The sequence below is a fragment of the Kitasatospora sp. NPDC088160 genome (genome assembly GCF_044741445.1).
GTDB lineage: Bacteria > Actinomycetota > Actinomycetes > Streptomycetales > Streptomycetaceae > Kitasatospora.
The window spans coordinates 59,440-73,789 of the sequence record NZ_JBIUSS010000022.1 but is presented as its reverse complement, the minus strand read 5'-3'; the positions used below and the strand labels follow the sequence as shown (position 1 = coordinate 73,789).

Sequence of the window (14,350 nt, the reverse complement as noted above, 5' to 3'; positions counted from 1 at the left end):
GGGTCTTGCGGATCAGGGCCGGGGGTCGGTGCGCAGCAGGCTGTAGAGGACCATGTCCCGCCATTGGCCGTCCCGGAAGCCCCTGCTGCGCTGGACGCCCTCGCGGACGAAGCCGCACTTCTCCAGCGCGCGCTGCTCGGCGAGGTTGGCGTCCTCGGTGTCCGCCTCCAGCCGCATCACCGGGGTGTGGGCGAACAGGTAGTCCACCAGCAGCCGTTGGGCCTGCGTGCCGATGCCCCGGCCGCGCGCCTCCGGGCGGAGCACGATGCCGACGTTCCAGTACGGCGCCACGTCCACCTGGCCCACCTGCCGCCAGGCGACGAACCCGGCGAACTCGTCCCCGGACAGCACCGCGAGCATCGACTGCTCGGGCGCCAGCAGGCCGTGCTCCGCCCAGCGGCGCCGGAACCGCCCGGGGTCGCGCCACCCGTACCACTGGAACGGGCCCACCGCCTGGGGGTCGTTCAGCAGTACTTCGAGCGGGTCGAGGTCGGCTTGGCCGATCGGTCTGAGGGACACCGGTGCATCGTTCATGCAGACCCCAACGGTCCGTGACCTGGCCCGGGTTCCCCGCGGCGCGCGCCTTCAGGCGGTGATCGACCGGGCGAGCCGGAAGCCGACGTCGTCGATCCGCAGGGTGGGGTGGCTGCGGCGGCGGACGGAGGCGCGGCAGCTCCAGTGCTCGTCGAACCAGCCGCCGCCGCGCAGCACCCGGTAGCCGCCGTACACCTCGGCGTCGTACACGTCCCAGCACCACTCCCACACGTTGCCGAGCAGGTCGTACAGGCCGAAGCCGTTGGGGCGCAGACCGCCCACCTGGTGCGGGCGCGCGCCCGAGGTGCCGCGGTGCCAGGCGATCTCGTCGAGCGGCCCGTAGCGGGGGCCGTCCGTCCCGGCGCGGCAGGCGTGCTCCCATTCGGCCTCGGTGGGCAGCCGGTAGCCGTCGGCGGCGCGGTCCCAGGTGACGGACTCGCCGTCCTGGTGGTAGGCGGGGGTGAGGCCGTGGCGCCGGGACAGTTCGTTGCAGTAGTGGACGGCGTCGTACCAGGAGACGCTGTCGGCGGGGAGCCGGTCGCCGGCCCCGGCGCCGTACTGCTCGCGGGTGACCGGACAGGCCGCCAGCTCGTAGGGGGCGAGCTCGACGCTCCAACTCCGTTGCGTGCGACGGTCCGACAGCGTGACGCGGCCGGACGGAACGGTGATCATGCCGGTGCTCGCGTCCATGATCCGCGATCCTAGACGGTGGGATGATCAATGTCCCTCCCACGCTTCACCCCTGACGAGCCGGAGTCGTGTCGCCATGAGTTCCGTTCCGCCGGACCCTTCGACTCTCCACCCGGTGACCGGGCAGCCCCGCGTGGTGCTCCTCAAGCCACTGGTGACGTCCCCGCTGATCGACGTCGGCGACTACTCCTACTACGACGACCCGGACGACGCGACCGCGTTCGAGACCCGCAACGTGCTCTACCACTACGGCCCGGAGCGGCTGGTGATCGGGAAGTTCTGCGCGCTGGGTACGGGGGTCCGGTTCCTCATGAACGGGGCGAACCACCGCATGGACGGCCCCTCGACCTTCCCGTTCCCCATCATGGGCGGAAGCTGGGCCGAGCACTTCGACCTGATCACCGGCCTCGCCGGCCGCGGGGACACGGTGGTCGGCAACGACGTCTGGATCGGCTACGGCGCCATGGTGATGCCCGGCGTGCGCATCGGCCACGGCGCGATCATCGCCTCCGGCGCCGTCGTCGTCGACGACGTCCCCGACTACGGGATCGTCGGCGGCAACCCGGCCAAGCTCATCCGCACCCGCTACAGCGAGCCGGACATCGCCCGACTGCTCGCCCTCGCCTGGTGGGACTGGCCGACCGACCACCTCACCCGGCACCTGCGCACCGTCATGTCCGGCACCGTCGACGACCTCGAAGCGGCCGCGCCGGACAGGTGACGCCCCGGCGCCGACCGCCAGGCCCCCTGGCGCCTACCGCGCGGCGGCCCGAGGATGGTGCCCGTCCGTACGGAGGCACGCGAAAGGCGGCAACGACGATGGCAGGCACGAAGGTCAGCACGGTGGTGGAGGCTCCGGCCGAGCGGGTGTGGGAGCTGCTCGGGGACTTCCACAACCTCGGCGGCTGGCACCCGAACCTGCCGGCCAGCAGCCTCGGCAACGAGCTGACGGGCAACGCGATCGGGTCGGTCCGGGTGTTCGAGATCGACGGCGTGGCACTGCACGAGACGCTGCTCGCCTACGACGAGGAGGCCCGCAGCTACACCTACAGCTTCCCGGACGGCACCTTCGAATTCGACGACTACCGGGCCACCCTGCGGGTCACCCCGGTCACCGAGCTGGGCGCCAGCTTCGTGGAGTGGAGCGCCACCTACGACATCGAGGCCGAGCACCGCAAGGAGTCCACGGACCGGGTGCACGGGGTGTTCACCGCCGGCCTGGCGGCACTGCGCGAGCGCTTCGCCGCCTGACGGCGGCAAGCGGCCCTCCCGTACGACGGACCGCACTCCCGTACGGCGGGCCGCCTACCGCCCCATCGCCACGTAGAGCGTGACTGGCGACCAGCCCGGCAGCGACAGGACCCCTGGCGCCCCGGGCGTGATGGCCGGCCAGTTGGACAAGCCGCTGCGGTTCAGCCTGGTCCCCAACATCAGGATTCAGATCATGCCGGCCATGGCACCGCCGCATCCCGGAATGACCGGGCCGTTCGCACTCCTGGAATTTCGGCAACGCGATCTCGACCTGGTCCTGCTCAACGGAATGCTCAGCAGCGACTGGGTTGAGGACCCGGACCAAGTCGATGTCTATCGAGCGGCGTTCGACGAAATCATGGCAACCGCCCTGTCCCTCGACGAGTCGCGCAACCTCATCACACAGAAGAGAGACACGTTCAAGTGACCCACTTCCCTGTCGCCCCCGCACTCCCCGTGCAGCGGAAGAAGGCACGCGCCAGCAGGCGCGCGCTTGTCGGCACCACCACCATGACTCCCCCTAGCAGCAAACCTGAACGCGTTCAAATGTAGCGCCCCCGGCCGCGCGCCCGTCAACCGGGGCCTACGCGGGCCACCGACGGTACCTCCCAGCCGCCTCCCAGCGACCTGTCAGCCTCTCATCGACTTCTCATCCGGCACCCCTAGCCTCCGCCAGATGAACGTCTCCCTGCTCGGCGGCTGGTTCCCCTGGACCGTCCAGGCCGCGGCCCTCGTCCTGTTCCTGGCCGCCCTCGGCTGGCGGGACCGGGCCTGGCGGCTGAAGTGGGGCCCGATCGCCCTCGGGACGGCGCTGCTGCTCACCGCCCTCGCCGCCGTCGGGGTGCTCACGCTCGCCGGGATCACCGATCCGATCCCGTTCGGGGTGTGGCTGTGGGGCGGGGTCGCGGTCGCGGCGGTCAGCGCGCTCGGGTTCGGCTGGCGCGGCGCCCGCTGGTGGCGCCGGGCGCTGGCGCCGCCGGCCGCGCTGCTCGCCCTGTTCTGCGCCGCCAACAGCGTGAACATCGCCACCGGCTACTACCCGACCCTCGACGACGCGATCGGCGAACTGGGCGGGCAGCCGCTGCCGGAGCAGATCACGCTCGCCGAACTCGGTTCCCTGCACGGGAAGACGAGGACCGGCCGCATCGTCCAGGTGGACATCCCCAGCACGGCCAGCGGCTTCACCCACCGCCAGGAGCTCGTCTACCTGCCGCCCGCGTGGTTCCGCAGCCAGAACCGGCCGAAGCTGCCGGCGCTGGAGCTGATCGGCGGCGAGTTCGCCGCGCCCGACAACTGGATCCGCTCCGGCAACGCGGTGAAGACCGCGGACGACTTCGCCGCCAAGCACAACGGCTTCGCGCCGATCCTCGTCTTCGTCGACGCGACCGGCGGCTTCCGGATCGACACCGAGTGCGTCGACGGCCCGCACGGCAACTCCGAGAGCCATCTGCTCAAGGACGTCCCGCCGTTCGTCCAGAAGACCTTCAACGCCGCCACCGACCCGCACAGGTGGGGCGTGGCCGGCTGGTCCATGGGCGGCACCTGCGCCGTCGACCTCACCGTCGAACACCCCGACGTCTTCACCCACTTCGGCGACTTCTCCGGCGACAAGGGCCCCGCCACCGGCGACAGGGACCACACCGTCCAGGAGCTGTACGGCGGCGACGCGGCCGCCTGGGCCGCCCACGACCCGCTGACCGTCCTCGCCCACCACCCCAAGTACCAGGGCGTCTCCGGCTACTTCGGGCAGGGCGACGAGGAGCACGGCCAGATCGAGTCCGCCAGGGCCCTCAACGACGCCGCCCGGAAGGACGGCATCCGCACCACCACCGCCGTCGGCTCCGGCAAGCACACCTGGCAGACCGGGGCCGCCACCTTCGCCCAGGCCCTCCCCTGGCTCGCCCAGCAGCTCGGCGTCCCCGGCACCCACGCCTGATCCGCCACCGGTCCGGTCCGGGGCCGGGAGCGTGCCGGGGGCGTGCCGGGGCGTGCCGGTCACCCGGAGGGAGGGCGGCGGATCCGGTCGGGGGAAAGCCTTGGCATCAGCCGTCCGCCGCGACCGGCCGCGGGCCCGCACGGGCGGGCGGGCCGGGGCTGCGACCGACCGGCGAACCCCCGCCCGACAGGGGGAATCCGCGACCGCGCGCCGTCCCGCCGACCGGTCGGGCGCCGAAGGCCCGCCATACCTTCCGACACGCCCGCACACACCTTCACCACCAACGCCCCCGCAACGGCCGGGCAAGGCGGCCTACCCACCGGTATCCCGCTTTGCTCCCGGCGGCCCGGTGGCATAAGTTTCGACCGCCGTCGACGCAGCCGAGCCCGACCGCCCCTCGGAACAGAGGAGCGCAGCGGGCCGGCGGCCGGGCGGCAGAACGTACGGGGGAAGGGAACAGCCATGCCGAGTGCCCGCATCCGCGAGGCGACCGGGCAGCGGGAACGGGCGGACGGCGCCGCGCACACACGGCCCGGCACCACCGCGGGCCCGGCCCCGGACCGCTCGGGCCGCTGACCCGGCGCCGCGCCCCAGCCACCACCACAGAACCACCACAGACGGCCCCGCGCACCGCCGAGGCGGCGCCCGGGGCGGACGGCAGGTCGGCCCGTCCGGCACAGGGGACCGGACGGACCGACCGCCGCACCAGCACGAGGACCAGAGGGTCAGAGGGTCAGAGGCCGAGGCTGCTGAGCGCGGTGGTCCAGTCGGTCACGATGGCGCTGCGGGCGTCGTCGAGGCCGACCTTGCCCTTGCAGACCGCGTTCTTCAGCTTGGTCTCGACGCCGTCCTTGCCGGTCGCGGTCTGGCTGCCGTAGCGGGGCTCGGGCCAGAGGTTGCGCGGGTCGCGCGGGGCGCCGCCGAGCTCCAGCGGGACGAAGTGGTCCTCCTCGTAGTCGGACAGGTTGGTGTCCGCGTAGCCGTACTGCGCGATCTGCTGCGCCTTCAGCGCGTTGGTGTAGCTGGTCGGCGGGCGGACGGTGGAGGTCCAGCCGGAGACGCAGATGGTCTGGCCGATGGTGGCCTGGGTGACGTCCGGGTTGTAGGCGCCCGGCGTGCAGAACGGGTCGGGCAGCGGCAGGTAGGCCTGCGAACAACTCGCCGCGAGCGGACGGATCTTGACGGGCGAGCCCTTGTCGGGGGCGGCCTGCGCGGTGCCGGCCGCGAGCCCGGCGGCGGCGAGGACGGCCGCCGCGGCGACGACGGTGAGACGCTGACGGAGCATCATGTGGGGGATCTCCTGGGCCTTGCCCGGCCTCGCGCCGGGCGACTGTGCCCATGACAGCACCACCAATGCGACCACCGTCAGTCCCAGGACGTGAACGCCCGGTGATCGCGCCTCCACAAACACCGCGGGCGCCCGGCGCGATCCGGGGAGCGGGCTCAGGGTGTGCCCGACAGCAGCCGCGCCAGCAGCGCGGCCGGCCCCTCCGGCAGGCTGCCGTGCACCAGTTCGGTGCGGTGCACCAGCCGCGGGGCGGCGATCGGCGCGGACGCGACGCCGGGCGCCCCGGCGAGGACGGACGCCGGGAGCAGGCTGAGCCCGTGCCCGGTGGCGACCAGGGCGAGCAGCCCGTGCACGTCGGTGCCCCGGTAGCGGGTGGCGGGGCGGAAGCCGTCGACACCGGCGGCGGCGCGCAGCCGGGCGGCGGTCGGGGTGAGGTCGGGGGCGTCGAGCCAGCGGGCGGCGGAGAGGTCGGCGAGCGCGACGCCGGTGCGGCCCGCCAGAGGGTGGCCGACCGGGAGAGCGACGGCGACGGGCTGCTCGTCGACGGCGACGGTGGTGAGCGGGCCGACGTCGGGCAGCGGCAGCGGGTCGCTGGGGGCGGCGAGGCCGTCGATCAGGGCGAGGTCGACCTCGCCGGTGGCGACCTGGGCGGGCAGCGCGTCCTGGGCGAGGACCCGGACGACGAGGTCGGCCGCCGGGTGGGCCCGGCGCACCTCGCCGAGTGCGCGCCCCAGGGTCGCTCCGACTGCCAGCGGGGTGGCACCGAGTACCAGCCGGGCACTCGGGGCACCGGCCAGGCGTGCGACGTCGGCACGCGCCGCCTCCAGCCGGACCAGCAGGGGCGCCGCGTGCTCCAGCAGCCGCAGGCCGGCCTCGGTCGGGCCGACCGGACGGCGACTGAGCAGGCCGGTCCCGAGGTCGGCCTCCAGGGCGGCGATCTGCTGGGAGACCGCGGACTGGGTGTAGCCGAGTTCCCGCGCGGCCTCGGAGAAGGAGCCGAGGCGGGTGACGGTGACGAAGGTGCGCAGCTGCTGCGGATCCACGGCAGTCATCAACTCTTCTGATCGAGAGGTAAGAAATCATCGTTGGCGCTGATCTCGGGTGCGGGGTCAGGATAGTCCCATGACCTACCTCACCCCGCGGATCGCCCTGGTCGGCGACCGCTCCCCCGCCGTCCGCTCGCACGCCCGCATCCCCGGCCTGCTCGACGCCCTCGCCGAGCGCGAGCAGCTCGTCCTGGACGCCTACTGGATCCCCACCGAGGACGCCGGGGCGCCCGGTGCCCTGGACGGCTTCGACGCCGTCTGGCTGCTCCCCGGCAGCCCCTACCGCAGCGAGGCGGGCGCGCTGGCCGCCGTCCGGACGGCCCGCGAGCGCGGCATCCCCTTCCTCGGCACCTGCGCCGGGTTCCAGCACGCGGTGCTGGAGTACGCCCGCAACGTCTGCGGCCTCGGCGGGGCCGTCCACGGCGAGGAGCACCCGGAGCGGGACGAGCAGGTGATCGTGCCGCTGGCCTGCTCCCTGGTCGGCCACGAGGGGGCGGTCGCGATCACCCCCGGCACGCTCGCCGAGCGCGTCCTCGGCACCACCCGCACCCTGGAGCGCTACCACTGCGCGTACGGCCTCAACGCCGACTACCTGGACCGACTGCGCGCGCACGGGCTGCGGTTCAGCGGCGCGGACGGCGCGGGCGAGGTGCGCGTCCTGGAACTGCCGGACCACCCGTTCTTCCTCGCCTCGCTCTTCCAGCCGGAGCTGTCCGGCGACGGCACCCGGGCGCACGCCATGATCCGCGCGCTGGCCGGCGCCGCCGTCGCCCACGCGGCGGGCTCACCGACCGCGACCGACCCGACCCCTGCCGACCGAACCGCCGCCGTACCGACCGCCACCGTCCCGGGCACCGACCCGAGCACCACCACCCTGGAGGCCACCGCATGACCGCCACCGAGATCGCCGGGGTGCGGATCCCCGACAGCCGCCTCGCCGCCGAGGCCACCGAGCTGGTCCGGGACGCCACCACCGAGCTGCTGTACCACCACTCCCGCCGGGTCTACCTGTTCGGCGCCCTCCAGGGCCGCCGCCGGGGGCTCGACTTCGATCCCGAACTCCTGTACCTGGCCGCGATGTTCCACGATCTCGGCCTGGGCCCCGAGCACCACGCCTCCGGTCGGCGCTTCGAGGTGGACAGCGCCGAGGCCGCCGCCGCGTTCCTGCGCGGGCACGGGGTGGACGAGCGGCGGGTGCGCCTGGTGTGGGAGGCGATCGCCCTGCACACCACGCCCGGCATCCCGGAGTTCCTGGAGCCGGAGATCGCGCTGACCACCGCCGGCGTGGAGTTGGACGTACTCGGCATCGGGTACGCGGACCTCGCCGCCGCCGACCGGGACGCCGTGGTCGCCGCCCATCCGCGCCCGGACTTCAAGCGCGGCATCCTGCGCGCCTTCCACGACGGCGTCGCGCCCAAGCCGGAGACCGCCTTCGGCAACGTCAAGGCGGACGTCCTCGCCCACTTCGACCCGGACTTCGAGCGGACCGACTTCGCCGCCGTGATCGAGAACTCCGCCTGGCCGGAGTGACCCCGCCCAGAACCCGCCCCCACCCCCATCCCCACAGGGCACGTCACATCGGCAGCGAGCGCAACCGCACCGGCCCCTCCGGCCACCCGGCGCCCTCCGCCAACGGCGCCCACATGGTGCGCAGCGGCATCACCGCCAACCGTCCCTCGGGCTGCTCCACCGTCACCTCCTCCGCGACCTCGCGGAATCCGAGCCCCCGGTAGAACGTGGCCAGCGGCGGGCGGCAGAACAGCAGCGCGTGGCGGTGGCCGAGGGTGCGGGCGTGGCCGAGGGCGGCCCGGACCACGGCCCGCGCGAGGCCGGCGCCGCGCCGGTCGGGGGCGACGGCGACGCCGCCGACGCCGATCGCCGCCAGGTCGGTGCCGCCGACGGTGAGCGGGAGCGGCACCAGGCCGGTGTGCGCGACGAGCCGGCCGTCGGCGGCCCGGATGCCGAAGTGGATGTCCTTGGGCAGCCAGGTCAGTCCGGTGTAGGCGACGCCGTACGGGTCGTCGCCGGGGCCGAGGATCTCGTCATGGTCGGCGCGGGTGTACTGCGGCAGCCGGACGACGGTCGGCGGCTCGGGAGAGAAACGATCATCCATCCGACCATGATCCCTTCCCGGGAAGGCGAATTCCAGGCTGTTCCCGGCCACTGCGGCCCGCTCGCCACCCCGGGCCGGACGGGGTGTGCGAGCATGCCCCCATGCGCCAGCCCACCCAGCAGCGGCCCCGACTCCGGCGCCCCACCGGCCGGTTGGACCCCACCCGTCACCAGCACCACCAGTCCACCGACCAGCCCGACGCCGCCCACCAAGCCGACGCCGCCCACCAGCCCCACGCCACCCACCACGCCGGCGCGGCCCACCGGACCCACCCCGCCGACCAGTTGGACTCCGCCCTCGCCGCGGTACCGCTGCCGGGCCCGCCGCTGCGCCTGCCCGGCCCGGTCGTCGCGCTCGGGCCGACCGTCCTGGTGCTGCTGGTGCTCGTCCCGCTCGCCGCGGGCGACCCCGACATCGGGCCGACCACCTCGGCACCGGTCAACGCGGGCCTGGTGGCGGCCGGCGCGCTCGCCCTCGCCGTCCGCCTGCGGTACCCGGCGGCCGTCGCCGCCGTCACCCTGCTGGGCGGCCAACTCCCGCTCGCCGTCGCCCTCTACGGGCTGGCCACGCGGCGCGGCGCCACCCGGGTGCCGGCCGTCCTGGCCGTGCTGGCCGGGGTGCGCCTGCTCCTCCCCATGGACCTCGGGGACGTCAGCAGCCTCTCCGCCCTCGCCAACCTGGCCGAGGACCCGCTGGTCTTCGGCGCCGTCCCGCTCGCCCTCGGCCTCACCGCCCACCATCGCGCCCGCGCCGTCGCCGCGCTCGCCGAACGCAACCGGCTGCTGGAGGCGGCCCGCCGGTACGCCGAGGAGCGCGCCGCCGCCGCCGAACGCGCCCGGCTCGCCCGGGAGATGCACGACGTGGTCTCCAACCGCGTCTCCCTCATCACCCTGCACGCCGGCGCCTGCCAGGTCGCGGCCGCCGACGACCCGACCGCCGTCCGGGAGACCCTCGGCCTGATCCGCACTCTCGGCCTCCAGGCCCTCACCGAGCTGCGCGGCCTGCTCGGCGTCCTCACCCCGGCCTCCGACCAGGGCCCCTCACTGCACGGACTGCCCGCCCTGGTCGAGGAGTCCCGCCAGGCCGGACTCGCCGTCGACCTCACCCTCACCGGCCCCGCCGAAGGACTGCCCGCACCCGGACCGGCCGTGCAGTACGCCACCTACCGGATCGTCCAGGAAGCCCTGACCAACGCCCACAAGCACGCCCCGGCCGCCGAGGTCGCCGTCACCGTCGAGGTCCACCCGGACGGGCTGCGCCTCGACATCGTCAACTCCCCCGCCACGGCGGCCGACCCGGACGGACTCCGGCTGCCCTCCGGCGGCCACGGCCTGGACGGCATGCGCACCCGCGCCGACGACCTCGGCGGCACCCTGCACGCCGGCCCCACCACCGAGGGCGGCTTCGCCGTCCGGGCCCGTCTGCCGCTGACCGCCGCCTGAACCTCAGGCAGCGGCGGCGCGCTTCACCAGCTCCGCCCACACCTCGTCGACCCGCGCCACGAGCGCCTCCAGCGGCCCGCCGTTGTCGATCACCACGTCGGCGATCGCCAGCCGGTCCGCCCGCGAGGCCTGCGCGGCCATCCGGGCCCGGGCCTCGTCCTCGGCCATCCCGCGCAGCCGCACCAGCCGCTCCACCCGCACGTCGTCGGCCGCGTCGACCACCACGACCAGGTCGTACAGCGGGGCGAGGCCGTTCTCCGCGAGCAGCGGCACGTCGTGCACCACCACCGCGTCCGGCGCGGCCGCGGCCTCCAGTTCGGCGGACCGGGCGCGCACCAGCGGGTGGACGATCGCGTTCAGCGCCTGGAGCCGCGCCGGGTCGGCGAACACGATCGCGCCGAGGGCCGGGCGGTCGAGCGCGCCGTCCTCGCGCAGCACCTGCGGCCCGAACTCGGCGGCCACGGCCGCCAGACCGTCCGTCCCGGGCGCGACCACCTCGCGGGCGATCACGTCGGAGTCCACGATCACCGCGCCGTGGGCGGCGAAGAGCCGGGACACCTCGCTCTTGCCGGCGCCGATGCCACCCGTCAGTCCGATCTTCAGCATGGCGTCAGGCTACCGGCGCCCGGACCGCCGGGACCAGCGGCCGACCATCGCGCAACCAGCACCGGTCCGGCCCCGCCTCCCGGCACCGTCAGCCCAGCTCCAGGCTCTCGCCCTCCCCGAGCACGGTCAGCTCCGCGCCCGTGCCCGGCCCGTCCGGCCCGAGCAGCCGGGTGGCGATCATGTGCCCGATCGGGCTCAGCGTCGCCTCGTGCACCGGCACCGCCACCCGCGGGGCGGCCTCCCGGACGTAGTCGACGACCTCACCGGCCTTGCTCCACGGCGCCGCGAGCGGCAGCAGCAGGGTGTCCACCGAGTGCGGCGGCACGGTGAAGGCGTCGCCGGGGTGGAACAGCCGGCCGTCGAAGAGGAAGCCGATGTTCTTCACCCGCGGGATGTCCCGGTGGATGACCGCGTGCCACTCGCCGTGCACGCTCACCCCGACCCCGCCGACCTCGAAGGCGTCGCCCTCGCCGACCACGGCGACGCGCTGCGCCACGCCGTCCAGTTGGGCGGCGACCGCGCTGTTGGTCCACACCCGAAGGGCCGGGTCGGCCTCCAGGGCGGCGCGCAGCCGGGCCTCCTCGAAGTGGTCCATGTGCTCGTGGGTGATCAGGACGGCGTCGGCCCCGGTCAGCGCGGCGGGGTCGGTGAACGCCCCGGGGTCGACGACGACGGTCGTCCCGTCGTGCTCCAGGCGTACGCAGGCGTGTCCGAACTTGGTGATCCTCATGCGGCAGACCATACAGCATGACTGTACAGTTTTGCTGTGGAGACTCCCGGTAGGCTTCTCCCATGAACAGTCCGGCTCCCGAAACCCTCGAACTCGCCGCCGAGCTGCGCGCCGCCATCGGCGACCTGGTCCGCTCCCTGCGCCCGGACGACGAGCTGCCGCAGAACCAGGCCGGCGTCCTCGGCGTCCTCGTCCGCGACGAACGCGCCTGCACCGTCGCCGAACTCGCCGAGCACCAGCGCGTCCGCCACCAGTCGATGGCCCGCACCGTCGCCCTGCTGACCGAGGCCGGGCTCGTCACCCAGCAGCCTCACCCCACCGACGGCCGGAAACTGCTGGTCACCGCGACCGGAGCGGGCCGCGCCGCCCTGCTGGAGCAGCGCGCCCGCCGGGAGCAGCGGATCGCCACCGCCATCGAGGCCCGCCTCACCCCGGAGGAGCGGCTGACCCTGAGGGCGGGCGTCGACCTACTGCGCCGACTGCGCTGAACCCACCAGGTCCCTGGCCTCCGGCCGCGGAGCCGGAACTGCCGTCGCGCCGACGGTCGGCAGTTCGACGTGCTCGCTCAGCCCGAAGCGCCGGTGCAGGCGCCGCAGCGGGGCGGGCGCCCACCAGTTGAACTCGCCGAACAGGCTCATCGCGGCGGGCACCAGCAGGCAGCGCACCAGGGTGGCGTCCACCGCGACGGCGACGGCCAGCGCGATGCCCATCTGCTTGACCATGAGCATGTCCCCGAGGGCGAACCCGGCGAACACGATCACCATCAGCAGCGCCGCCGAGGTGATGATCCGGCCACTGCGCTGGACCCCGAGCTCCACCGCCCTGGTGCAGCTGTGTCCCTTGTCCCGCAGTTCCTTGATCCGGGCGAGCAGGAACACCTCGTAGTCCATGGACAGCCCGAACGCGAAGGCGAAGACCAGCACCGGGATGAAGGTCTCCAGCCCGCCGGTGGGGCTGAAGCCGAGCAGCCCACTGAAGTACCCGTCCTGGAACACCAGGGTGAGCGCGCCGAGCGAGGCGCCCAGCGACAGCAGGTTCATCAGCAGCGCCTTGACCGGCATCACCACCGAGCCGGTCATCAGGAAGAGCAGCACCAGCGTGCCGACCGCGACCAGCCCGAGTGCCCAGGGGCCCCGCGACATCAGCTCGTCCTTGAAGTCGACGACCGAGGCCGCGCCGCCGGTGACATAGGTCTTCAGCCCGCCGCGGTCGGCCCGCAGCTCCTGGACGACCTGCTTGGCCTGGTGGCCCTGCGGGTCGCCGTGGACGAGCACGTCGACGGTGGACACCGAGTCGCTCACCGGGGTCACCGCCCGCACCCCGGCGACCCCGGGCAGCTTGGCGACGACGTCGTCCGCGTACGCCTGGGCGACGGGCGCGCCGCCCTCGACGACGACGGTGATCGGCGCGGCCGCGGCCTGCGGGAAGCGCTGGTCGACGGCGTCGGCGACCTGCCGCCCGGCCGAGGAGGCGGGCAGCACTGCGGCGCCGGAGTTGCGCATGTCGGCGTGCAGGAAGGGCGCGCCGGCGGCCATCAACAGGGCGACGCAGGCGAGCGCGACCGGCACCGCCCGCTTGCCGACCCGGCGGACGGTCCGGCTGAAGAAGCCCTCGTCGGGGACGGGCGCGGCGGGCGCCTTGATCCGGGAGCCGGCGAAGCCGAGCAGCGCGGGGATCAGGGTCAGCGCGGCGGCGACCGCGATCACCACCACGCTCACCCCGGCGGCGGCGACCGCGCCGAGCACCGGGCTGGTGAAGACGAACAGGCCGGAGAGCGCGACGGCGACGGTGAGGCCGGAGAAGGCGACGGTGCGCCCGGCGGTCGCGGCGGTGCGTTCGACGGCGGCGGCGATGCCCGCGCCGTGCCCGCGTTCCTCCCGGAAGCGGTTCACCATGAGCAGCGCGTAGTCGATCGAGAGCCCGAGCCCGAGCACGGTGGCGATCGGCAGCACGCTGGTGTCGATGTCCATGATCCGGCTGAAACCGAACATGGCCAGCAGCGCGCCGCCCACCGAGGCGACCGCGCCGATCACCGGCAGGCTGGCCGCGGCGAGGCCGCCGAAGACCAGCACCATGACGATCAGGGTGAGCGGCAGCGTCACCATCTCGCCGAAGCGGGTGTCCTGTTCGGTCTGCTTCTTGACCTCGTCCTGGAGCACCAGGTCCCCGCCGACGGTGACGTGGGCGCCGGCCTCGCCGTTCAGCGCGGCGAGGCGCTGGGTGACGGCGTCGGTCTGGGCGGAGGTGCTGGTGTCGGCCATCCGTACGGTGACCAGGCTCGCGGTGCCGTCGGCGGAGCGCAGTGCGGCGGGCGCCGGGCCGGTGCCGTAGGCGTCGAGCGCGGAGGAGACGCCGGGGAGGGCGGCGAGGTCGGCGGTGACCTTGGTGACGGCGGCCCGTACGGCCGGGTCGTCGACCGGCTTCCCGTCCACGACGGCGGTGACGGTGCCGCGGGCCGGGTCGGTCGCGGCGACCACCGCGTTGCCCCGGTCGGCTTCGGCGGTGGCGGAGGAGGCACCGGCCACTGTTCCTTCGAAGACCCGGCCGCCGATCAGCACGCCCACGACCAGGACGGCGGCCCAGAGGCCGAGCACCCAGCGGCGGTGGCGGAAGCAGAACCGGCCGAGGGCGGCGAGCCGCCCGGGGACCGCGGGGTCGCCGGCAGCGGTGGGAGCGTTGCGCATCAAGGAGGCCTTTCGGGCAGCTCCCCTCAA

General features: G+C 74.2%; 16 protein-coding genes. 8 read left to right on the top strand and 8 right to left on the bottom strand.

Annotation, left to right across the window (positions count from 1 at the left end):
* Positions 1-12: 12 nt before the first annotated feature.
* Together ACIOGZ_RS30480 and ACIOGZ_RS30475 are read right to left on the bottom strand one after the other, a co-directional pair.
* Positions 13-519, bottom strand: a complete 507-nt coding sequence (locus tag ACIOGZ_RS30480) for a GNAT family protein (protein WP_363584158.1) — start codon at positions 517-519, stop codon at positions 13-15.
* A 66-nt stretch (positions 520-585) separates the two neighbouring features.
* Entirely contained in the window at positions 586-1,224 is a 639-nt protein-coding gene (locus ACIOGZ_RS30475) for an SUMF1/EgtB/PvdO family nonheme iron enzyme (RefSeq protein ID WP_363618978.1), read from the bottom strand.
* A gap of 76 nt (positions 1,225-1,300) precedes the next feature.
* On the opposite strand from ACIOGZ_RS30475, the gene ACIOGZ_RS30470 reads away from it, so the two are divergent.
* The 4 genes from ACIOGZ_RS30470 to ACIOGZ_RS30455 all read left to right on the top strand — a co-directional run bounded on the left by ACIOGZ_RS30470 (position 1,301) and on the right by ACIOGZ_RS30455 (position 4,411).
* Positions 1,301-1,945, top strand: coding sequence for a CatB-related O-acetyltransferase (locus tag ACIOGZ_RS30470; RefSeq protein WP_400988476.1), 645 nt, complete (start codon positions 1,301-1,303; stop codon positions 1,943-1,945).
* A gap of 98 nt (positions 1,946-2,043) precedes the next feature.
* Entirely contained in the window at positions 2,044-2,475 is a 432-nt protein-coding gene (locus ACIOGZ_RS30465; protein WP_400988474.1) for an SRPBCC family protein, read from the top strand.
* A gap of 79 nt (positions 2,476-2,554) precedes the next feature.
* The gene (locus tag ACIOGZ_RS30460) at positions 2,555-2,902 is read left to right on the top strand and encodes a Scr1 family TA system antitoxin-like transcriptional regulator (RefSeq protein ID WP_363584165.1); all 348 of its coding nucleotides are present in this window, start codon (positions 2,555-2,557) and stop codon (positions 2,900-2,902) included.
* 249 nt (positions 2,903-3,151) lie between these two features.
* Positions 3,152-4,411, top strand: a complete 1,260-nt coding sequence (locus ACIOGZ_RS30455) for an alpha/beta hydrolase (RefSeq protein WP_400988472.1) — start codon at positions 3,152-3,154, stop codon at positions 4,409-4,411.
* A 733-nt stretch (positions 4,412-5,144) separates the two neighbouring features.
* Here ACIOGZ_RS30455 and ACIOGZ_RS30450 read toward each other — a convergent pair.
* Both ACIOGZ_RS30450 and ACIOGZ_RS30445 read right to left on the bottom strand, forming a co-directional pair.
* Positions 5,145-5,699 carry a hypothetical protein gene (locus ACIOGZ_RS30450; RefSeq protein ID WP_400988470.1) on the bottom strand — a complete coding sequence of 185 codons (555 nt, stop codon included), beginning with the start codon at positions 5,697-5,699 and terminating at the stop codon, positions 5,145-5,147.
* 155 nt (positions 5,700-5,854) lie between these two features.
* Positions 5,855-6,751 (bottom strand): LysR family transcriptional regulator, encoded by an 897-nt coding sequence (locus tag ACIOGZ_RS30445; RefSeq protein WP_400334360.1) that lies wholly within the window; start codon positions 6,749-6,751, stop codon positions 5,855-5,857.
* A 70-nt stretch (positions 6,752-6,821) separates the two neighbouring features.
* Between ACIOGZ_RS30445 and ACIOGZ_RS30440 the strand changes: the two genes are divergently transcribed.
* Together ACIOGZ_RS30440 and ACIOGZ_RS30435 are read left to right on the top strand one after the other, a co-directional pair.
* Positions 6,822-7,637, top strand: a complete 816-nt coding sequence (locus ACIOGZ_RS30440; RefSeq protein WP_400988468.1) for a hypothetical protein — start codon at positions 6,822-6,824, stop codon at positions 7,635-7,637.
* Positions 7,634-8,275 (top strand): HD domain-containing protein, encoded by a 642-nt coding sequence (locus ACIOGZ_RS30435; RefSeq protein WP_363630287.1) that lies wholly within the window; start codon positions 7,634-7,636, stop codon positions 8,273-8,275. Before ACIOGZ_RS30440 ends, ACIOGZ_RS30435 begins: the two co-directional genes overlap by 4 nt.
* Before the next feature lie 43 nt (positions 8,276-8,318).
* Here ACIOGZ_RS30435 and ACIOGZ_RS30430 read toward each other — a convergent pair whose 3' ends face one another.
* A complete protein-coding gene (locus ACIOGZ_RS30430; RefSeq protein WP_363584179.1) occupies positions 8,319-8,858 on the bottom strand; it encodes a GNAT family N-acetyltransferase in 540 nt (179 codons plus the stop codon).
* A 101-nt stretch (positions 8,859-8,959) separates the two neighbouring features.
* Between ACIOGZ_RS30430 and ACIOGZ_RS30425 the strand changes: the two genes are divergently transcribed.
* Positions 8,960-10,300, top strand: a complete 1,341-nt coding sequence (locus tag ACIOGZ_RS30425) for a histidine kinase (protein ID WP_363630289.1) — start codon at positions 8,960-8,962, stop codon at positions 10,298-10,300.
* 3 nt (positions 10,301-10,303) lie between these two features.
* Here ACIOGZ_RS30425 and coaE read toward each other — a convergent pair whose 3' ends face one another.
* Both coaE and ACIOGZ_RS30415 read right to left on the bottom strand, forming a co-directional pair.
* Positions 10,304-10,906, bottom strand: coding sequence for a dephospho-CoA kinase (gene coaE, locus ACIOGZ_RS30420; protein WP_363584183.1), 603 nt, complete (start codon positions 10,904-10,906; stop codon positions 10,304-10,306).
* Between the two features lie 88 nt (positions 10,907-10,994).
* The gene (locus tag ACIOGZ_RS30415; RefSeq protein ID WP_363584185.1) at positions 10,995-11,636 is read right to left on the bottom strand and encodes an MBL fold metallo-hydrolase; all 642 of its coding nucleotides are present in this window, start codon (positions 11,634-11,636) and stop codon (positions 10,995-10,997) included.
* Positions 11,637-11,698: 62 nt separating this feature from the next.
* On the opposite strand from ACIOGZ_RS30415, the gene ACIOGZ_RS30410 reads away from it, so the two are divergent.
* Positions 11,699-12,124, top strand: a complete 426-nt coding sequence (locus ACIOGZ_RS30410; RefSeq protein ID WP_363584187.1) for a MarR family transcriptional regulator — start codon at positions 11,699-11,701, stop codon at positions 12,122-12,124.
* Here ACIOGZ_RS30410 and ACIOGZ_RS30405 read toward each other — a convergent pair.
* Positions 12,104-14,320, bottom strand: coding sequence for an MMPL family transporter (locus ACIOGZ_RS30405; RefSeq protein ID WP_400988465.1), 2,217 nt, complete (start codon positions 14,318-14,320; stop codon positions 12,104-12,106). The genes ACIOGZ_RS30410 and ACIOGZ_RS30405 overlap by 21 nt on opposite strands.
* Positions 14,321-14,350 lie beyond the last annotated feature (30 nt).